The 18,783-nt window shown below is 59.6% G+C and carries 18 protein-coding genes and 1 riboswitch; of the genes, 7 read left to right on the forward strand and 11 right to left on the reverse strand.

What is annotated here, in order from left to right; translation table 11 throughout:
• Positions 1-143: 143 nt before the first annotated feature.
• A riboswitch (cobalamin riboswitch) is annotated at positions 144-361 on the reverse strand.
• A gap of 291 nt (positions 362-652) precedes the next feature.
• Entirely contained in the window at positions 653-913 is a 261-nt protein-coding gene (locus H597_RS0106100) for a hypothetical protein (RefSeq protein WP_154667977.1), read from the forward strand.
• A gap of 205 nt (positions 914-1,118) precedes the next feature.
• Here the strand turns inward: H597_RS0106100 and H597_RS29915 are convergent, their stop codons facing one another.
• The gene (locus H597_RS29915) at positions 1,119-3,791 is read right to left on the reverse strand and encodes a TonB-dependent receptor (RefSeq protein ID WP_211232014.1); all 2,673 of its coding nucleotides are present in this window, start codon (positions 3,789-3,791) and stop codon (positions 1,119-1,121) included.
• Positions 3,792-4,124: 333 nt separating this feature from the next.
• Here H597_RS29915 and H597_RS0106110 point away from each other — a divergent pair, with 333 nt between their 5' ends.
• The 4 genes from H597_RS0106110 (at position 4,125) to H597_RS0106125 (ending at position 7,094) form a co-directional block, all read left to right on the forward strand.
• The gene (locus H597_RS0106110; RefSeq protein ID WP_028101352.1) at positions 4,125-5,402 is read left to right on the forward strand and encodes a cyanophycinase; all 1,278 of its coding nucleotides are present in this window, start codon (positions 4,125-4,127) and stop codon (positions 5,400-5,402) included.
• Between the two features lie 80 nt (positions 5,403-5,482).
• A complete protein-coding gene (locus H597_RS0106115; protein WP_028101353.1) occupies positions 5,483-5,833 on the forward strand; it encodes an ArsR/SmtB family transcription factor in 351 nt (116 codons plus the stop codon).
• 1 nt (position 5,834) lies between these two features.
• On the forward strand, positions 5,835-6,269 hold the full coding sequence (locus H597_RS29920) for an SRPBCC family protein (RefSeq protein WP_051293562.1): 435 nt from the start codon (positions 5,835-5,837) through the stop codon (positions 6,267-6,269).
• Between the two features lie 27 nt (positions 6,270-6,296).
• Positions 6,297-7,094 (forward strand): SDR family NAD(P)-dependent oxidoreductase, encoded by a 798-nt coding sequence (locus H597_RS0106125; RefSeq protein WP_028101354.1) that lies wholly within the window; start codon positions 6,297-6,299, stop codon positions 7,092-7,094.
• Between the two features lie 166 nt (positions 7,095-7,260).
• Here H597_RS0106125 and H597_RS0106130 read toward each other — a convergent pair whose 3' ends face one another.
• The 10 genes from H597_RS0106130 to H597_RS0106175 all read right to left on the reverse strand — a co-directional run bounded on the left by H597_RS0106130 (position 7,261) and on the right by H597_RS0106175 (position 16,603).
• Positions 7,261-8,091 carry a lectin OAA family protein gene (locus tag H597_RS0106130; protein WP_028101355.1) on the reverse strand — a complete coding sequence of 277 codons (831 nt, stop codon included), beginning with the start codon at positions 8,089-8,091 and terminating at the stop codon, positions 7,261-7,263.
• Between the two features lie 293 nt (positions 8,092-8,384).
• Positions 8,385-9,587: a hypothetical protein gene (locus H597_RS29925; protein ID WP_051293563.1), complete on the reverse strand. Its 1,203-nt coding sequence runs from the start codon at positions 9,585-9,587 to the stop codon at positions 8,385-8,387.
• Between the two features lie 290 nt (positions 9,588-9,877).
• A complete protein-coding gene (locus H597_RS0106140) occupies positions 9,878-10,297 on the reverse strand; it encodes a nuclear transport factor 2 family protein (protein WP_028101356.1) in 420 nt (139 codons plus the stop codon).
• Positions 10,294-11,070, reverse strand: coding sequence for an SDR family NAD(P)-dependent oxidoreductase (locus tag H597_RS0106145; RefSeq protein ID WP_028101357.1), 777 nt, complete (start codon positions 11,068-11,070; stop codon positions 10,294-10,296). The genes H597_RS0106140 and H597_RS0106145 overlap by 4 nt, the downstream gene beginning before the upstream one ends.
• Positions 11,058-11,588 carry a DUF3833 domain-containing protein gene (locus tag H597_RS0106150; protein ID WP_028101358.1) on the reverse strand — a complete coding sequence of 177 codons (531 nt, stop codon included), beginning with the start codon at positions 11,586-11,588 and terminating at the stop codon, positions 11,058-11,060. The genes H597_RS0106145 and H597_RS0106150 overlap by 13 nt, the downstream gene beginning before the upstream one ends.
• Entirely contained in the window at positions 11,533-12,822 is a 1,290-nt protein-coding gene (locus tag H597_RS0106155) for an MFS transporter (RefSeq protein ID WP_229632099.1), read from the reverse strand. Before H597_RS0106155 ends, H597_RS0106150 begins: the two co-directional genes overlap by 56 nt.
• The gene (locus tag H597_RS0106160; RefSeq protein ID WP_229632100.1) at positions 12,819-13,331 is read right to left on the reverse strand and encodes a chalcone isomerase family protein; all 513 of its coding nucleotides are present in this window, start codon (positions 13,329-13,331) and stop codon (positions 12,819-12,821) included. The genes H597_RS0106155 and H597_RS0106160 overlap by 4 nt, the downstream gene beginning before the upstream one ends.
• 16 nt (positions 13,332-13,347) lie before the next feature.
• Positions 13,348-14,562, reverse strand: coding sequence for an SAM-dependent methyltransferase (locus tag H597_RS0106165; RefSeq protein ID WP_028101361.1), 1,215 nt, complete (start codon positions 14,560-14,562; stop codon positions 13,348-13,350).
• A complete protein-coding gene (locus H597_RS29930) occupies positions 14,559-15,326 on the reverse strand; it encodes a DUF1365 domain-containing protein (protein ID WP_051293565.1) in 768 nt (255 codons plus the stop codon). The genes H597_RS0106165 and H597_RS29930 overlap by 4 nt, the downstream gene beginning before the upstream one ends.
• Positions 15,323-16,603 carry an NAD(P)/FAD-dependent oxidoreductase gene (locus H597_RS0106175; RefSeq protein ID WP_028101362.1) on the reverse strand — a complete coding sequence of 427 codons (1,281 nt, stop codon included), beginning with the start codon at positions 16,601-16,603 and terminating at the stop codon, positions 15,323-15,325. The genes H597_RS29930 and H597_RS0106175 overlap by 4 nt, the downstream gene beginning before the upstream one ends.
• A gap of 94 nt (positions 16,604-16,697) precedes the next feature.
• Between H597_RS0106175 and H597_RS0106180 the strand changes: the two genes are divergently transcribed.
• Both H597_RS0106180 and H597_RS0106185 read left to right on the forward strand, forming a co-directional pair.
• Complete coding sequence (locus H597_RS0106180) at positions 16,698-17,303, forward strand: TetR/AcrR family transcriptional regulator (protein ID WP_028101363.1); 606 nt, start codon at positions 16,698-16,700, stop codon at positions 17,301-17,303.
• Between the two features lie 247 nt (positions 17,304-17,550).
• On the forward strand, positions 17,551-18,783 hold the full coding sequence (locus H597_RS0106185) for a 3-methyl-2-oxobutanoate dehydrogenase (2-methylpropanoyl-transferring) subunit alpha (protein ID WP_028101364.1): 1,233 nt from the start codon (positions 17,551-17,553) through the stop codon (positions 18,781-18,783).

An 18,783-nucleotide genomic window follows, 5' to 3' on the forward strand; every position in this document is an offset into this window, starting at 1 on the left:
GAGGTGCACCAGCCCACGCCCGGGCATAGCGCACGCCCGTGCGCAAAGCGTACGGATGCACGCACGACGGCCGTGTGCGGTTGCCTGAGCGATCAAAGAAAAATTGCGAACTTATTTCTGGCCAAGCCACACCCCGTAGCTTGGTACATGCATCGTGACTGGCCGGTCTTCTGGCTTGCCCTCATCCTTCCTGGTTCTTGCCTTCCCGCGCGTTGCGCAGTGGCGGATGAACCGAGTCGTCAGGCTTACAGCAGCGGGGGCTGCGCCGGACTGGTGCGAAATGAAAATCTCGCGTGTCACCGGCTTCCCGTTTCACCCTCCCGCTGACAAGCTGGAGGGCACCATTCACGTATTCGGCGCATTTTACTTGCAAATTGAAGCAGTCAGGGAGAATTGTGCTCCGGGCGCGGTTCACGCATCAGCCGTCCAACGTGAAGTGCGCAGACAAATTCCTTGCTGGGCCGGTAGACACGCCGTACATCGCGTCCTGCATTGCGTTGGTTGGTTAGCGGAATCGCGCCTGTACCCCTTGGAAATCGAGTCGTGAGGTAAAATCTTCCGCTATCGTGGCGCAGCCGGAGTGCTTTCCCGGCCTGATAATCAACTCGGCTGCGCTGAAGCGCGCCGGCTAACTCAAGGACCTTAGGACGTTATGAGGCAAGCTGTATTTATGGGTGTGGGGGCGATCGTCGGCGCCATTGCTTGGTTGGCACTTCCTTCCGCTTCGCCGGTTCCGCAGATAGGTCGCGTCTTCCTTGGCGCGTTTATTGGGGTCGGGTTGCACGGCCTCATCTTCGGCCAGCTATCTTTTGTTGGTCGCGGCGGCACACCCGTGCAAATTCATGGGAAATTGGCGCGGCTGATCAGCGGCTTGATGATCGTCACATCGGCAGTCTTTTCGGTATTGGGGTAAGAGGAGGGGGCCTTCGCGTTTGCCGCCATCGTTGTGGAGACACCGCTTCTACGCGAACTTGGCTCACGGCCAACACCGAGTACAACGGTTTGCCAAAATACTCCGTCGACCGGACGTGAAGGCTGCCGAGCTCAAAGCGCTCCTGCCACCTTCCAGCTAGGCGCCCGGCCTGCCAATTGGTAGGACCGGGCGCTTGAGGAAACGATTAGAACTTGTACTGCAGGTTGGCAAAGAACGAGCGGCCGCGCGGATCCCCATAAGTTGGGTCCCAGGTCACTTCGAAATAGCGCGACTGGTTGGTGAACGGCGGCGCCGTATCGAACATATTGATCAGGCCTGCGCGCAGCTTGAGGTTATTGTTGAACGAATAGCTGCCCGTCAAGTCCCACAGCGAATAGGCTTTCACGTCGCGGTCGTTCCAGCCTGGATCAGCCAGACCCGGAATATTCTGATCGCGATAGCCGGAGAAGAAGGTGTTGCCCAGGCTTACGTTGACAGGCCCCTGAGTCCAGTCAATATTGAGCTTATGGCGCCAGCGCTGCACGGCCTTATCGTCACGGAATACGCCCAGGCCGTTTGTCATCGGCGCATGCGGATCGGACTGGAACTTGTACTTGGTGATCAGCGTCCCGTCCAGGCTGGCGCTGAAGCGGCCCAGGGAGCTGGCATCGCCGCGCCAGTTCAACGCGATATCGACACCGGACGTGTTGAGCTTGCCGCGGTTCTCTTTTTTGAACTGAAGGAAGGACACGGCGCCATCGTCGTCCCGCACCACGATGTTCGGATCGTTGTAGTAGACCGGGTTGTCGAACACGGTTTGCTCGCCGATTTCCGAAATGATGTCGGTTTTGCGAATGATCCAGTAGTCCAGGCTGGCGTTCCAGTTATTGTTAGGTTGCAGCACCAGCCCGGCCGAAAACTGCTTGGATTTTTCCGGTTTCAGCTGCGGGTTGCCATAGCGGTCCAGATCGAACTGGGCCACTTCGCCCGAGATCGGGTCTTTCACGAAGCTGGCCGTGGTATCGGAGCGCACTGGCAGGAACATTTCGGCGATCGACGGTGCGCGGAATCCGGTGCCAAACGACGCTCGGCCCAGTATTTCCTTGCTTGGCCGGTAGCTGACTGCGATTTTCGGATTGGTGGTGTTCAGTGCCGGCGTGGTGATATTGGTCACCGGATCATGCACACCTTTATAGCGGTCGTGGCGGATGGCGAACTGGCCTTCCCATTCCTTGCTGAACGGGGCACTGATTTCCGTGTAGATGCCGGCGATGTCGCGCGAGTTGGACGAATCGGCCAGCAAGGCGTCGGAACTGGCGCGGTCGCCCTGCACGTCGTTACTGCGCAGTGCTGTAGTGGCGGTGAATGCCGTCTTCTCGCGCCGCAGTTCGGCGCCCACAGCCAGCATGGCATCGCCACCGCCCAGCGTCGTCAGCGCATGGGTCAGTTTGCCATCGACGCTGTTGCTGGTGCCTTTGGAGATACGCGCTGCGTCATGGATTTTGATCGAATCCATGAACTTGCGCCCCGTGTCATCCGTGGCCGGGACAAAGGGATTGTATTGGCCAGCGGCCAAGCCAGCCAGCATCTTGCTGTGCGAAACCCAACCATCGATATCCAGGTCGGTGGCCTTGTTGACGCTGTGGCTATAGGCCGTATCGTAGTCCCAGGCCCCCACCTTGCCGGTGGCGCCCAACACGAAACGCGACGCTTTGCTGGTCACTTCCGAGGTGCGGCGGCCGGCGTCTGTCAGACGGAAACGGAAGTTAACCGGCGTGGTGATGCCGGTTTTGGCTTGCAGGTCGGCTGGCAGATAAATGCCTTCGGTGGTGCCGTTGATGCTGCTTGAGACGGCGGGCGAGGCGGCATAGCTGGTCCTGGCTTTGCTCAGCATAACTTCAGCAAACACCTGATGGGCGTCGCTGGCCTGGAACGTGGCGCGGCCGATAAAGCTTTGTTTCCTGGATTCGGGATAGACTTCCGAGTCGCCCATGTAGTTGAAGGAACAGCCTTCCGTGCCGCCGGGACCGAGCGGACGCACCACGTTCGGGCTGCCGTCCACGCAGGAGCTCTTACCAAAGTTGACGCGTTGCCTCGACGATGGCACCCAGGTGCCGCCGGGACCGGAGCCCTTCAGGTAGCCCGAACTATTCAAGGTCGCCAATTGGGCGTCGGTCAGCTCGACGTTGGCTGGGAAAGAGTAGCTCGACAGCTGTGGGGACAGGCGGTCGGGCAGGCTGTATTCCTGCATGAATTTGCGTTGCGAGCTGGCCAGCCGGTCGGTTTTCTGCACGTCCAGCGCGCCGAACACGTTGTAGCGGTCGGTGCTCAAATCGCCAAAGCCGCCGGACAGGGTAGCCGATTTCTTGCCGCCGCCGCCTTCGCTGGTACGCAACGCATACACGCTGGCATCGCCACCCTGATAGTCCTTGCGTGTGATGAAGTTGATCACGCCGCCCATGGCGTCGGTGCCGTAAATCGCCGATGCCCCGTCTTTGAGCACTTCCACGCGCTGGATGGCGCCGGCCGGGATGTTGTTCAAGTCGACGCCGGAGTTGTCGCCAGGGCTGGCGAAGTTGGCCATGCGACGGCCGTTCAGCAGGACCAGCGTGCTCGAAACGCCCAGGCCGCGCAAGTTGGCGCCGTTAAAACCGCGTTGGCCGCCCATGACGTCGCTGACGCTGGCGCCATCGGTCAGGCCGCCCACATTGGAGGAAATCTTTTGCAGCAGTTCGGCAGCCGTGGTGACGCCGGACTTATCGATATCTTCGCGCTTGATGATTTCAACTGGCAGTGCCGATTCGCCCTCGATGCGCTTGATACTGGAACCGGTGATTTCCACGCGCGGCATGGTTTGCGCGTATGCGTTCAGGCTCATGCTGCCAAGCGCGAGTAATACAGCATGGGTGCATTGGGAGCGGCGGAATGCCGATGCCTTGTGCTTGCCAGGTATCTTCATGCGATCAGTCCTTGTAAATGGGGGTTCATCCGCAAGCAACATGCTTGCATCGCCCCGGTTGCGATGGAACAGTTTCAGTGTATGCAACTTTGCCCGGCTTGCGCGCGCCGGAACTTATGAAGATCGCTCTACGCATGAACCGTGTTGCAATGTTGCAACAAGGGCAATGGCGGCATGTGCTGGCCTTAAGGGCCCGATCAATGGCAACATGCACGGAATTCCATCGTGGTGAGGGGCTGGTAAGTGAAATCCATGTCGATACTGCTGTTAAGTGCGGCGCTTCTGAGCGCCCAGCTGCCGCTAGATGCTCACGCGGCGGAGACTTCTCCATCGCTGGCATTCCAGCCTGTTGCTGGCACGGTGGTCCCGATGGGCGGCGCTGTGCGCCCCGATAATGAGGCCGTGCGTCAGCGGCTGGTGCAGCTGGCCGGTGGATCTGCGGCACGTTTTGTGGTGATTCCCTGCGCTTCGGACCACCCCGAAACGTCGGGCGCGGATGCCGTCGAGCAGTTGCGGCGCCGTGGTGCGCAGGCGGAATTGCTGAAGATCGCACCGCGCTGGGCTGGCGAGACGCTGGAGTCGGCACGCCGTGCCGCGGCCGACCCCGCTAATCTGGCCAAGATCCGCAACGCCACAGGCGTGTTCTTTACCGGTGGCGCGCAGGAGCGCACGGCCGATGTCCTGAATCCGGACGGGGTTGCCTCGCCCGTGCTACAGGCTGTGCGCGAGGTGCAGGCGCGCGGCGGGGTGATTGCGGGCAGCAGTGCGGGGGCCGCCATCATGAGCAGTACGATGTTCCGCGATGCGATGAATTCCGTGCAGGTGATGAAGGGCGTTATGCGCGATGGCAAGGAAATTGACCGGGGCCTGGGCTTTGTTGGCGACCAGCTGTTCATCGACCAGCATTTCCTCAAGCGGGGCAGGGTGGGGCGCATGCTGGCGCTGATGCTGGCCAAAGGCTACAAGGTGGGGTTAGGGGTGGACGAGAATACCGCGGCCATTATTCACGGGAGCGATATTGAAATTGTCGGCGGCAGCGGGGCGCTCTTGCTGGATTTGCGCCAGGCAACGCAGGAAGCGGGGCCTGTGAATGTGCGCAATGTACGGATTTCCTACCTCGATAATGGCGACCGATACGACTTGGCCAAATTGCAGGGGCAGGTGCTGGCCGCCAAACAGGCCAGGGGCGAGATCAAGTTCCGCCAGCCAGGCTTTGTTTCGGAACTGGAATTTGTCCGTCCCGCGTTTACCGACATCCTCGGCGAAAACGCCATCCTGCGCGCACTGACGCAACTGGTGGATGGCCCGCGCGATCACGTTCGCGGCATCGCCTTTGACCTTGAGAACTTGCCCGATGCTCCGGTCGCCGACCCCGCCCCTGAGCTGGGTTTCGAATTCATGCTGCGGCGCGATGAACATACGCACGGCTGGGATAATGAAGGACTCGATAACAACGATTACTCGATCTTCGATGCGCGGCTCGATGTGCGGCCGGTGCGTCTTAAAGCTCCGTTCTATCAGGCCTGGTAGGGGAGTCATTGCATCCGGTTGCCTGAACCTGCTGCGTGTTCTGCTTGACAGGCAGCAGTCACCAGCCTACATTCAACCATATGGGTGAATATGGTGAAGATCAACGGCTGGATCATGTGTTTACTGCGATGGCCGACCCGACCAGGCGCGCCATCCTGGCACGGCTGGCTCATGAAAGTGCACGGGTGACGGAATTGGCGCGTGATTTTCCGATTTCGTTGAACTCCACCTCCAAGCACATCAAGATCCTCGAGCGGGCAGGCTTGGTCGTCCGTACCATAAATGGACGTGACCACGTGCTGTCATTGAATGCAGCCCCGCTTGCCGAAGCGGCCTTTTGGGTCAGACATTTCGAGAGTTTCTGGGAAGGGCGCCTGGCCGCGCTTGATGAATTGGTGAGCACCCGCCGCAACGCCAGAAAGGAGGAGTAGCATGGCTGAAATCGCGCTCCAACAGCGGGTCTGCGTGCGCCGCACGATAGGCGCTCCGGCCAGCGAAGTATTTGATGCATGGCTGGATGCGGGTCTTCTCGCGAAATGGATGAAGACCCGCGCCTTCACGCACGCCACCGTCGCCTGCGACGCCCGCGAAGGTGGCGGCTTTGAGATTGTGATGCAGTCCCCTGGTGGCGAAATTCGGCATACGGGCGACTACCTTACGATCGACAGGCCGCGCAAGCTGGTATTCACCTGGCGCTCTCCCGCCACTGGGCAGCGTGATTCGCTTGTCACCGTCGAATTTTCCGGCGACGCCAACACCACCGACATCGTCGTCACCCACTGCCAACTTCCCGCCGACACATGTGGCGCGCATAGCGAGGGATGGGGCGATGTACTGGATCTTCTTGCGCGCCTTTTCGCACACTGAAGCACCCCTTTCATCCGGGAGTTCATCATGATCTTGCAAGGGAAACGCTGCATCATTCACGGTGCTGCGGGCGCCATTGGCAGTGCTGCGGCACGCGCCTTTGCCCGCGAAGGCGCCCAATTATTCCTGGCTGGCCGCACGCAGGAAAAGCTGGATGTACTGGCGCAGGAATTGCGCGCCAATGGCGCCACCGTCCACGCTGCCCGCGTCGACGCGCTCGATGAGCACGAGGTCCGGCAACATGCGCACACCGTCGCTGAATTAGCGGGCGGCATCGACGTCATGCTCAACGCGGTAGGCTTCGCGCATGTGCAGGGAGTGCCGTTTATGGAATTGTCATATGATGAATTTCAGGCCCCGGTGCGCGCGTACACCCGTACCATGTTCCTTACCGCGCAGGCTGCTGCGCGATATATGGCGGCACAGAAGTCGGGCGTAATCCTGAGTCTATCGACGCCAGGCGCGCGCCTGTCCGGTACCGGGTTTCTCGGCAATGGCACCAGCAGCGCAGCGGTCGAAGCCATGTCGCGCCTGTTGGCCGGTGAGTTGGGGCGCCAAGGTATTCGGGTGATATGCATCCGTTCCGACGCCATTCCGGAAGCAGTGCCTATCTCGCATGCCAGGGCGGCCTTTGAGGGAATGGCTGGCAAAATGGGCATAAGTGTGGATGATTTCTTGCAGGCGCGCGCCGACGGCGCGACCTTGCTCGGCCGGCTGCCGACGCTGGCGCAGATCGGCGCATTTGCAGCATTCGCCGCCTCCGACGGTGCCGGCGCCATGACAGGCGCCATTGCCAATCTTACCTGCGGGTCGTTGCCGGATTAGCGCTACGGCAAAGGCCGGTATTTGAAACAGCGACAGTGGTTGGTGATTTATCTTTTTTAGCCAAAAAGTCTTTGCAATTAAAGAAAACAGGATGCCGGGGCACGAAAAGTACCCCGGTTTTCCTTATCGCCAAAATAAAAAAAGATATTAAGTTTGATACCTGGTTTTATTGAGGCTGGATGTTTGCGCGGAAGCCGATAGGGCCTTCACCGCTATAAGTCATACTGCCGTTGAAGGTATTGCCGCCGTCGCCCGAACTGATATGCAGCGCCACCGCATTTTGCCCCCCGCGTGCGCCGATCAGCCATACGCCACCTGGGTGCCACGGTGCGGAATCACCGCCCCACTGATTTTCGACCGCGTAATTATTCCCGGCAACGGCCGATGCACGGAAACCGATGGGGCCTTCGCCAACGTAGGTGATATTCCCGGTGAACGTCTTCCCGTTGTCGGACGATGCGATCTGGACTGCTACCAAACCTTGATCACGGGACCCGAGGATCCATTCGCCGCCCTGATGCCATGGCGCGGATGCGCCGCCCCATTGATTCTGCACCAGGAATACGCCGCCATCGGCAGACTCGCTCTTGAATCCGATAGGGCCTTCGCCCCCGTAAGTCATACTGCCGACCAGGGTGTTGCCGCCATCGCCGGATTCAATATTGACTGCCACCACGCTTTGGCCAATCCTGCAACCAATGATCCAGGTGCCGCCCGGATGCCAGGGCGCTGTGTCGCCGCCCCACTGGTTTTCGACGACGTAGGTATTGTTCTGGGTCAGTGTCGCCTTGAAGCCGATCTGGCCCTCTCCTGCGTATTTCATTGCCCCAGTAAACGTCTTGCCACCATCGGCTGAGCTGATGTTCAAAGCGACCACTTTCTGGCCAGAGCGGCAACCGATCACCCACATGCCACCTTCATTCCAAGGCGCATTGGAGCCGCCCCATTGATTGTAGACATGATGCAGATTATTTACGGATTTGCTGGTTTTGGACATCGTATTCTCCAGGAACTCTAAGGTCGCAAAATGCACGTCTAATTAAGTGCATTAGTTCAGTAACTATTTTGCGAGCATTGCAGCGGGACGGCGCTGCCCCGGCCAAAAAATCTCCAACTGATTGATGGGAGACGATTTTGCCGGATTTTTAACCTGGAATTCTATTGGAATGTAACAAATCGATTTTATTTTATTTTTATATTTTATAATAGTTTCGCGCTACTTTTTATATCGAGAAAATTCAAATAAATGTAACTATAAAAGTTAATGGCGAAGTTTCAACGCGAATTCCCTCAGAACTGCTGGTTGCGTGCAACGATTTCGCCCGGCGAACCTAGCAGGAAGATGTTGTCGTTCAGCGTGTCGTCACCTTTGATGTGTTCATAGGAGGTGAGCGTGGCGAGCAGGTCGCGCGCGAGCGACTGCTGGCTCGGCGTGGTTTTTTCCGATGTCAGTTTGTCCAGCAAGAAGGTTTGCACTTGCTCCGATTGGCTGGCCACTTGTTCCAGGCCTGCTTTCTTCAGCTTGCCTAGCCTGTAATTGAGTGAGACATCGCCGCGCGCGCTGTCGTCGATCTGGTGGTACTCGTAGTTTTGGGTTTGCGGAGTCCCGTCGAAGAATGGCGGGCCGGATTTGCCGATGGCCGTGTGGAACTGGGCGTTCAGGTGTGATTGCTGGGTTTGGCCAATAGAACGCTCATCGCGGCTTGGTCCGCCCACCTTGGTCGCTTGCGAAACGTCATAGGCGAAAGTGTCCTGCTCCCACGCCTTGCGCGGGTTGCTGGATTTTGGCGTCTGGGCGATGGAAGCGCTGAAATCGGAGAGGCCGGTCAGCGCGGAGCGGTCATCGGCGTTCAGTTGCCACTTCGATGGCGTCAGCAGGAAGTCGTCGCGCTCTTCGGCGGTAGCCGTCCGATTCATATCGGAGAAAGCGTCTTTGAACATGGACATCAATTTTTTGTCGCCGTGACCGCGCGAGACCGCCTGGTCGAATTGGGCCAGATAGTTGTTGATGGCTTTTGCCTGCTGCTTTTTGGTGCCCAGGTGTTCAAGTGTGCTGGTGTCCACACGTACGTCCGCCTTGCCATCGGGCCCGCCAATACTGACTTTCCGCATCGATTCGTCGATGTGGAAATCCAGCGCCTGCGACGTGGATTCGGGGCCTGCCACCTCGGCATGGAAGTCGATGGACTGCACAAATTTGCTATCGAACTGGGTCAGGCCGCTTAGCCGGACCTGCGGACTGGATCCCGCCAGTCCATCAATGGCGGCCTGGAAGCCCGCCGCCAGGTTGGACAAGGCATTGCGTTCATCTTCATCGAGCTCGCCGCTCGAACTGACCTGGTAGATCATTTCATCGTCCACATTGGCCAGCGTGAGGTCAACCTGGGCGCCGCTTCGCGTGGTCACACTCAGCGTAAACCTGTTATCGACTTCATCCGGCAATTTGGCACGATCCGGCGGAATGACTGGCGCGGCGGCGAGCTGCTTCAGCATGTCCGCACCGAGGTCCTTGTAACGCTGGCTTGTCGAAACGGGCGTCGAGGCCGCTGCGATCGCTGCGGGACTCAAGGTCACAACGGTCGAAGGCGACAACACCGCCGCTGACCCAGACTTTTCGACTAATGAATTGATAGGTTTGCCGGTCGTAGCGACGGGGTAGCGTACGGCCGGTTGCCAGTTGGAGAGATTGGATATGGAGGTCATTCCCGTTTAACGGCATGCCATTTGCGAAACTTTAATGACTGAACATGTTCCTCCTTCCTGAGTAGGTCCGATGAGACGAGCTAGGCTGACGCAAATCGTCGGCGCAATAATCTGAAAAATCCGCCCACAAGCGGCAATTTCTGAAAAAGCTCCTCGGCCGCATCCCAGTAGTCGCGGTGCATGCAGACCAATCCCTGGCTGTCAAACGTGATGTGTGAGGCGCCCTCGACCGTATAGGCCTTGCCGAGCAGCTCGAAATCGAAGCTCCAGATGACGAATGCATGCTCGTCCTGCACGATGCGCTGCCGGATGGTGAAGCGGGGGTTAGATGTGGACTCGAACATGTGCTCGAAGATCCGCTGGATCGCCTGTGTTCCCCGGACGTTGTTGAACGGGTCGCGAAAGCCCGCGTCTGGGGCGTACAGTTCCGGGACGCGACAGACAGTCTGCGGTGTCAGATGTTCATACCAGTCAAGGAGGGTGTCGAGTGCGGTATTCAAGATTTCACCAGTTGGCCTATGAGGGCAAATCTCAGCCTGTACGGAAGCATCCGTACTAGTTTGACGAGCAAGGTAAAGCGCCACGGAAAGTGTATCTCGAAGCGTCCGGCGGCAACTCCCCGCATGATTGCCGATGCGGCCTCGTCTGGGCTCAGCATGGCGGGCATGTGGAAATCGTTACGCGCAGTCAGCTGCGTATTGACGAAACCTGGGTTGATCAAATACACGTCAAGCCCTTTGGGATGCAGGTCGCTGTACAGAATCTCGGCAAGGTTGATCAGTGCAGCCTTGCTGGGTCCATACACGCTCGCATTGGGCAGACCAATCCAGCCTGCTACGCTGGCGATAATGGCTATGCCGCCCGAACCGCGCTCCAGCATGGCAGGAAGGATTGTCGCCAATCCGCAGTAAAGACTGCCCAAATTGATGCTTAATGTGCGCTTCGAGCCGGCAGGGGTAACTTCCCAGCTGCGTTCGGGCCGGTACTCGGCGGCGCAGAAAATGACGAGGTCAACTCCGCCAAAGCGCGTCTGGATTTCAGCGTAGGCTTCTTTCCAGGACTGCTCCTCGATAGCATCGAATGAAACCGCCAGGGCGTTCGGATTGCCGCCAGCGAGCGCCGCCAGGCGGTCCGTGCGGCGGGCCGACAGGGCGACCTTGGCGCCAGCAGCGAGCGCTTGGCTAGCGAGCGAGGCGCCAATGCCGCTGGATGCGCCGACGATCCAGAGCCGTTTGCCCTCCCAGCCCTCAAATGGCCGATTCAAGGGGAACATGATCTTTTCCTGAACATTAAGGTCACCTGGCCAAGCTCGATGCCGAACTTGCGCATGGTGGCACGATTAATCATGGTGCATTCGTCGATGAGGAACATCCAGTCGTCGAAATGCATTTCGTAGGTGCTGCCGTCTACGGGCAGAAGCATGGTGTAACGCCATCGAAGGGCGTTGCCGGCCACTTCGCCGTATGCTTCGCCTTTGACATCGGCGGCCGTTCCTTGCCAGCGCCCCTGCGCTTGCGGAACCAAGCGCCATATCCGTCGCTGGCTACTGCCGTCGTCGTATTTGAAGCGCTCGTCCAATCGCAGGCTGTCTCCATCCCTGCTGCCTTCGATTTCGACGCGGAAGCGCTTGACCACATCGCCATTTCTTTTCTGGAACATGCCCCAGGCATCGGTGGTGCCTGCAAAGAATTCGGCAACGTCGAGCTTTGGCTGGGCAGGTGCATACTGATGTACATCATTTCCGGCACATGCCGCTAGCAACAGGGCAAGGCAGATCGCTAACTTCTTCACGTATCCTCCCCAGCGAAATCATCGCTGCAAGTTTTAAGAGACAGGGCAGGCCAGCGTAGACCGCGGCCAGGAGATTGCTTGGGCCGTTCCCGGGCTTATAGCCCTGTGCCGCCAGCAGCGGAAGCGCCAAGCCGGTCAATGCCAGCGCGAGCTTCCCGAGCATGGTGTAAAAGCTGAAATAGATGCCCTTGCCAGGGCTTTCGCCGATTGCCTGAGCGAAGAGTACGGGCGGCAGTGCGAGGTCGGCCCCCAGTGCTGAACCGGCTGCAAGGCAGACTGCCAGGTAGGGCAGGGTGTCGCCAGGGCCCAGAAGGCCGGCGCCGGCGAAGGCGCCAATGGATAAGATCATGCCGATGCGCCAGGCTTTGACCGTACCGAGGCGCTTGGCTATGCGAACCCACAAGGGAAGGCAGCACACTGCGGCGGCAAAGTAGGCAACAAGGAACAGCGCGCTTAGCTCAGGTGCGCGCAATTGGTCGCGGATATAAAAGATCACCAGCGTAGCAGGCAAGGAAACCGACAGCGCGTTGAGCAGGTAGGGACCCAGCAAGCGTTTGAAACGCTGGTTCCTGAACGCGGAGCGTAATGCTGGCATCCAATGCAATTCCTGCTGCGCTGCTCTGTGCCAGGTCGGCGCGCCGGAGAGCAGGGCCCATACCGCAATGAAGATAAATACGGCGAAGACAGCGCTATACCATGCCATTCGATACGAGACATGCTCAGGCTCCGCCGATATCACGGCAGCGGGAACCGCACTGGCGAGCAAGATCCCGAACAGTCCTGCCGCCTCGCGCCAGGCCGCAGGGCCCAGCAGTACTTTGGCCCTTGCAGCGCTGCCATCCAGGCTGGCGCCCCAGGCGAGATAAGAGATCGACAGGAAGCTGTGGGCGCTATACACCATGATAAGCGCGACCCCAAGCCAGACGGCAATGTTGCCGTCACTGGGCGGTCGCCAGAGGGCGGTAAAGGCCAGCGCGAGGACGGCGGCGGCGGCTGCCAGGCAGGCGTTCAGGCGGCCCCCGAGCCGGTCAATCATGAGGCCAAGGAAAGGGTCCTGGAGGGTATCGATCAGGCGCGCCGCAAAAAGCACCCATCCAAGCTGCACCAAGCCCACATTGAGATGTAAGGCATAAAAGGCCGGTATGTGGACGTACACCGGCAGTGCCGCCATGGCGAGCGGAAGCCCGAGCAGGCCGTAGACCATATAGCCGCTTCTGAATGCGTTCGCGGTCACTGCCGACCTCCAAGCAATTGCCGGCGCAAGCCTTGGTCGCGGCTTGCCTCGTTCAGCCAGATGGCGAAGAAGGCCCGTGCAAGATCAGGGTCGGGAATCTCGGCCAGCAGCTTGCGTTGATCAAATAGGCGCATGCCATATCCAGGCTGGTTCACTCCGATCAACTGGTCTCCAGGTTCCACGTCGACAAACGCCTTGCGCAGCTGGTTTTCCCATTGCTTTTGCAGCGATGGATCGTTTGGCGCCGTGCCCAGGCGCCGCATTTCGTCCAGGCTGGTCTGCACCAGGCGTTCGCGGCTGATGCTGCGGTGATAGGTCAGTTGCAAGGCAAAGCGGGCGGCCGGGTCGAATGGCCGTTGTTCGCACCATAGTGCAGCGTGGTAGATGCGCAGGCCGAACCAGCGCATCTCGCCGCTGCCGACGGCGACCGCCGCCGGGAACGCATCGCGCCACCCGCCGCCATTGTCGGCCGCTTTCGCTGGTGCGGTAAGGGCAAGGCTCAGGCACAAGGCCGCCCCGGCCAGCCTAAACCACGGTCGGCTTTGCAAGCAGGAATTGAACGACATTGGTTCTTCCCTCATCGAATGCGGCTTCGCAATAGGAAAAGTACAGGTGCCAAATGCGCTGGAAGTGGGTGTCGAAGCCGAGTCCACCGACTTCCTGCCGCTGTGCGAAGCATTGCTTGTCCCAGCGCCGCAGGGTCTCGGCGTAGTCCTGGCCAAATGCGTGAATGTCCTGCGTTGCAAGACCGGCGCGCGCCGCTTGCTGGATGAAGCGCTCAACGCTTGGCAGCATCCCGCCGGGGAAAATATATTGCTGGATAAAGTCGGTGCTGCTGCGGTAGCGCTCAAAATGCCGCTCGCCGATCGTAATCGATTGCACCAGCGCCTTCCCGCCGGGCCGCAAACGGCGCGAGACCGCCTTGAAGTAGTCGGGCCAATACTTCTCGCCGACGGCTTCGAACATCTCGATCGATACGACGGCGTCATATTCGCCGTTGATGTCGCGATAGTCACGCAGCTCCAGTTCGACCCGGTCTTCCAGGCCTTGCTGCACGATTCTTTGTTTTGCGTGCTCCAGCTGGGAGGGCGAAATGGTCAGCCCATGGACGTGGATGCCTTGTTTTGCGGCTTGCTCTGCGAATCCACCCCAGCCGCAGCCAATTTCCAGCACCCGCTGGCCAGGACGCAGCCCGAGCGTGTCGATGATGCGCTGGTACTTGCGCCGCTGCGCTTCTTCCAGCGGCAGGGTGAAATCCCCGTTGAATAACGCACTGGAATACGTCCAGGTCGGATCGAGCCAAAGCGCGTAGAAGTCATTGCCCAGATCGTAGTGCGCGTGAATATTGCGTTTGCTGCCAGCCCGCGTATTGGGACGAAGCAAGTGGCGCAAACGATACCAGCAACGGGCGAATACCCCGCCGAACAGTGCGCGCTCCAGCACATGCTCATTGCGCAAGGCAAGGCGCAGCAAGGCCGTAAGGTCTGGACTGTCAATCCAGCCCGCACCATAGGCCTCGGCAAAGCCAATGTCCCCCGCACGCAGGATGCGCGAGCACGCGCGCCAGTCGCTCACTCTCAATGTGGCGCGCTCCGGCGTGTGGATGTCGCCGAACTCCATGCGGGTTTCGTCCGGTGTGATGAGGGTCAAATGGCCATGCCGGATGCGCCCGAGTAGTGACAGGAATAGCTTGGCGCCAGGAGGTGCCGCGAGTTGGCGGATCGATAGGGAGTGGTTCATTGCCAGGTTTCCTCTTGCTGATTACGGTGTTTATTGCCATTCTTTCCGAAGAAAGGCACGCCTTTGCACCACAGGCGGAGGGCTTGCCAGTGAATGCGTGCCACGATGCCGATGCATAGCAAAGGCTGTTTGACCAGGGCCCCGAGCAATGTGCGGCCGCTGCAAGGTTCAGGCTTTCCGGCGATGGCGGTTTCCAGTAGGAGCCCGCTGGCGTCGTGATAATCGATCTTGGTCAAATGCCGGTCTGCTCCCAGGCGGAACTGGAAACGATATTCGCCTTCCACCTGGCAGAACGGTGATACGTGCAGCCGTTTCAAGCATGAGGCCTGGCCGTCGCGGCTGTCCGGCCGCAAAAGGTAGCAATGGCTGTCGCCGAAGGTGTTGTTTACTTCGGCCAGCACGGCTTTCAGCGAGCCCTGTGCGTCGTAGCAATGCCAGAAATTCACGGGATTGAAGACAAAGCCCGCAATGCGGGGAAAGGTCTGAAGCCAGATCTCGCCGTCGGCGCCGATGCCGTGTTCGCGCAGCAGCCTGCGCATCCATGCATCGAGGCTGGTGCCGTCACGGGGGCCATAGTCGCTGGTGCGGATCGATGCGATGCGCCGCTTATCGACGCCGAACCAGGCCGAGGTGCATTCGTCCAGGCGGCCCAGGTTCAGTCGCAGATAAAATACGGGATAGCTGAAACGATTGCGGGTCGGGCGCAAGCGGTCATGCACCACATGCCCTTGTACCAGCTGCATGGGGGCTGGGCGGCCGCTCATGGCAGGACGGCCCAGTCGGGAGCTGCGCCAAAAGCCTGCGCCACACGCAATGCGGACTTGAGGCCATCCTCATGGAAGCCGTAGCCGGTCCAGGCGCCGGCGTGCCAGACCTGGCGGCGACCCTGGATCTCGTGCAGCCGCTGTTGTGCATCGATGGTGGACTGGTCCATGACCGGGTGTTCATATTCAAAGCTTGCGAGTATCTTTTCTTCCGCGGGTGGCTGCTGGGGATTGAGCGTCACCAGCACGGGCGTTTTCAAGGGCAGGCTCTGAAGCTGGTTCAGCCAATACGTGACGCAGACGGGGCGTTGGCCATCATGCTCGACTCCGGACAGATAGTTCCATGCTGACCAAAGCTTGCGCCGGCGCGGCATCAGGCTCTCGTCCGTGTGCAGCCAGGCGGCGTTGGTCTGGTAACGTACGCCGCCAAGGATGTCGCGCTCCTCGGCGCTTGCATCGGCCAACAATGCCAAGGAAGTGGGCGCGTGGGTGGCGAGCACCGCGGCGTCAAACACCTCCGCGCCAGCAGCGGTGCGCACCGTGGCTTTTCCGGCATTGCGTTCGATAGCCTCGACGCGCGTATCGAGGCGGCAATCGGGTAATGTGGCCGCAATACGGCGAACGTATTCGCGAGACCCGCCACGAACCGTGCACCACTGGGGCCGGTCGTTGACCTGCAACAGAGCGTGATTGAGGCAAAACCGCAAGAACGTGGCGGCAGGGAATTTCAGGATGTCGGCCGGTGTGCTCGACCAGATCGACGCTGCCATCGGCAGCAGGTAAGCATCGCGGAACATCGCGCCGTACGCATTTTCCTGCAGCAGTTCGCCAAGCGAAAGGGGCTTGCCATGCGCTTCGTTCAGATAGCGCCGCGAATTGCGGTTGAAGTGCAAGATGTTTGCCACCATGCGGAGGAAGGAGGGCGACAGGATGCGCAAACGTTGTGCAAACAAGGTATCCAGGCTCGTGCCGGCCCATTCCAATGCGCCGTTTTCCATCGACACTGCGAAGGACATATCGCTTGCGATGCTTGGCACGTTCAGCTCGCGCAGCAGTTCAATGAAATTCGGGTAGGTGCGCTCGTTATAGACCAGGAAGCCGGTATCGACCCCGCAAGTCGCCCCTTCCAGATACACATCCACGGTATTGGAATGGCCGCCAAGGTATCGGCCCGCCTCGAACAGCACCACATCGTGATGCCGGTTCAGGAAATAGGCGGTAGCCAGGCCGGAGATGCCGGCGCCAATGACTGCAATACGTTGACGTGTCTGATTCATTTTTGGATGGGAATGAAGATGGGCTCGCTACCCTTGTGCTAATATTACTACCAACAAATAACAAAAGCTACTGATTGGTAGCGAAAATTTACTCATGAGTATCCTGTCGAAATTCAGCTTTAAGGATCAGGCATTCAAGCTGCGGGAAAACGCCATTCTCGACGCTGCTACTGCTGTGTTGGGTAGCAAGGGCTATGACCTGATGACGATGGATGACGTTGCCGGGGCGGTGGGCATCTCGAAGCCCAGCCTCTACAAGCACTTCAAATCGAAAGAAGAGCTCGTCGGGCAAGCGATGATCCGGCTCCTTGAGGGCGCGATAGAGCAGATCGGCGGGCTACCGCCGCATTTCAGTGCCTGTGAAAAGCTGGAAGCCCTGCTGGAATGGGCTTTGCGCGTGCGCCTGGGCGGCGGCCTGCCATTCCTGCCATCGACCAGTCCGCATGTCCGGGATATGTTGATGCGGAATTTCAAGTACATGACGCGGGTGCTCAAGCTGAACCGGATGCTGGAAAGCCTGGTGAAGCAGGCCCAAAAGGATGGTCAGCTCGACGCGGCGCTGCCGGCGGACGTCATCTTGTTCAGCTACTACGCGCGCACCTGCGACCCGGCGGTTGAATTCTTGCAGAAGTTCAGCAAGATGGCTGACGACGATATAGTGCGGCACATGCTTCGCGTTGCCTTCTCGGGCATCCGCTAACGGTCGCCGACGCGCCGCATTGGCAAAGCCCCTGCACTCCAGGGGCTTTGCCATATTTTGCGGCTCCCCCTTCTTGGGGGCGGCAAATCATGCTACTCTGTCATTGCTTTAGAGGAAATATTTCCGTGCCCGCCTTTGCAAGCCAAGGCGGGTGGTTCCACAGTCCAGGCAGGGCGGCGCTATCAGCCACCGGCCGGCCGGGACTGATTACAACAAGTGCGACACGACCGCACATGAAGGAATCTGAATGAGCAAGGCTGAACCACTGCGCCTGCACGTGCCCGAACCTACGGGACGTCCAGGCTGCGCAACTGATTTTTCCTACCTTCGCCTGTCGCCGGCCGGCGCCGTGCGCCGCCCCGAAGTCGATGTCGCTCCCATGGAGACGCGCGATCTCGCTTACGCCCTGGTCAGCGTGCTGGATCCCGAAGGCAACGCTGTTGGGCCCTGGGTGCCGGAGATCGATATCGAAGTCGTGCGCAAGGGCCTGCGCGCCATGATGAAGACCCGCATCTTCGACAGCCGCATGCTGATGGCCCAGCGCCAGAAGAAGATGTCGTTCTATATGCAAAGCCTGGGCGAAGAGGCGATCGGCACCGCGCAGGCGCTGGCGCTGAATGTGGACGATATGTGCTTCCCCACGTACCGCCAGCAAAGCATTCTGGTCGTGCGCGACTATCCGATGGTCGACATGATCTGCCAGCTGATGTCGAACGAGCGCGATCCGCTCAAGGGCCGGCAACTGCCCGTCATGTATTCGGTGAAGAAAGCAGGCTTCTTCTCCATTTCCGGCAACCTGGCGACGCAATACATCCAGGCCGTGGGCTGGGGCATGGCGTCGGCGATCAAGGGCGACACCAAAATTGCCTCCGCATGGATCGGCGACGGCGCCACGGCGGAGGCGGACTTCGACACCGCCCTGACGTTCGCCCACGTATACCGCGCCCCGGTCATCCTGAATGTGGTCAACAACCAGTGGGCCATCTCGACCTTCCAGGCCATCGCCGGCGGCGAGGACACTACTTTCGCCGCGCGCGGCGTCGGCTGCGGCATCGCATCGCTGCGGGTCGATGGCAACGACTTCCTGGCCGTGTATGCCGCATCGCGCTGGGCTGCCGATCGAGCGCGCCGTAATCTCGGCCCATGCCTGATCGAATGGGTGACTTACCGCGCAGGCCCGCATTCGACATCCGACGACCCATCGAAATACCGCCCCAGCGACGACTGGTCGCATTTCCCGCTCGGCGATCCGATCGCCCGCCTGAAGCAGTATCTGATCAAGGTAGGCGCCTGGTCCGAACAGGAGCACGAGGAAACGCAGAAGCGGCTGGAGGCCGAGGTCCTGACTGCGCAGAAAGAGGCCGAGCAGTACGGCACGATGGCCAGCGGCCACACCTTCAGTCCCGCGGAAATGTTCGACGGCATCTATAAAGAGCTGCCTGAACACCTGCGCGTGCAACGTCAGCAACTGGGGATCTGA

The sequence above is a fragment of the Pseudoduganella violaceinigra DSM 15887 genome (assembly GCF_000425385.1).
In the GTDB taxonomy this organism is placed as follows: domain Bacteria; phylum Pseudomonadota; class Gammaproteobacteria; order Burkholderiales; family Burkholderiaceae_D; genus Rugamonas; species Rugamonas violaceinigra.

What these genes read in the sequence shown, in the direction of transcription:
- H597_RS29915 (WP_211232014.1), bottom strand. Translation starts at nt 3,791, where the DNA reads ATGAGCCTGAACGCATACGCGCAAACCATGCCGCGCGTGGAAATCACC.
- H597_RS0106115 (WP_028101353.1), top strand. Translation starts at nt 5,483, where the DNA reads ATGGGTGAATATGGTGAAGATCAACGGCTGGATCATGTGTTTACTGCG.
- H597_RS0106145 (WP_028101357.1), bottom strand. Translation starts at nt 11,070, where the DNA reads ATGTTCCCCTTGAATCGGCCATTTGAGGGCTGGGAGGGCAAACGGCTC.
- H597_RS0106110 (WP_028101352.1), top strand. Translation starts at nt 4,125, where the DNA reads ATGTCGATACTGCTGTTAAGTGCGGCGCTTCTGAGCGCCCAGCTGCCG.
- H597_RS0106125 (WP_028101354.1), top strand. Translation starts at nt 6,297, where the DNA reads ATGATCTTGCAAGGGAAACGCTGCATCATTCACGGTGCTGCGGGCGCC.
- H597_RS29930 (WP_051293565.1), bottom strand. Translation starts at nt 15,326, where the DNA reads ATGAGCGGCCGCCCAGCCCCCATGCAGCTGGTACAAGGGCATGTGGTG.
- H597_RS0106180 (WP_028101363.1), top strand. Translation starts at nt 16,698, where the DNA reads ATGAGTATCCTGTCGAAATTCAGCTTTAAGGATCAGGCATTCAAGCTG.
- H597_RS0106130 (WP_028101355.1), bottom strand. Translation starts at nt 8,091, where the DNA reads ATGTCCAAAACCAGCAAATCCGTAAATAATCTGCATCATGTCTACAAT.
- H597_RS0106175 (WP_028101362.1), bottom strand. Translation starts at nt 16,603, where the DNA reads ATGAATCAGACACGTCAACGTATTGCAGTCATTGGCGCCGGCATCTCC.
- H597_RS0106185 (WP_028101364.1), top strand. Translation starts at nt 17,551, where the DNA reads ATGAGCAAGGCTGAACCACTGCGCCTGCACGTGCCCGAACCTACGGGA.
- H597_RS29920 (WP_051293562.1), top strand. Translation starts at nt 5,835, where the DNA reads ATGGCTGAAATCGCGCTCCAACAGCGGGTCTGCGTGCGCCGCACGATA.
- H597_RS0106165 (WP_028101361.1), bottom strand. Translation starts at nt 14,562, where the DNA reads ATGAACCACTCCCTATCGATCCGCCAACTCGCGGCACCTCCTGGCGCC.
- H597_RS29925 (WP_051293563.1), bottom strand. Translation starts at nt 9,587, where the DNA reads ATGCTGAAGCAGCTCGCCGCCGCGCCAGTCATTCCGCCGGATCGTGCC.
- H597_RS0106100 (WP_154667977.1), top strand. Translation starts at nt 653, where the DNA reads ATGAGGCAAGCTGTATTTATGGGTGTGGGGGCGATCGTCGGCGCCATT.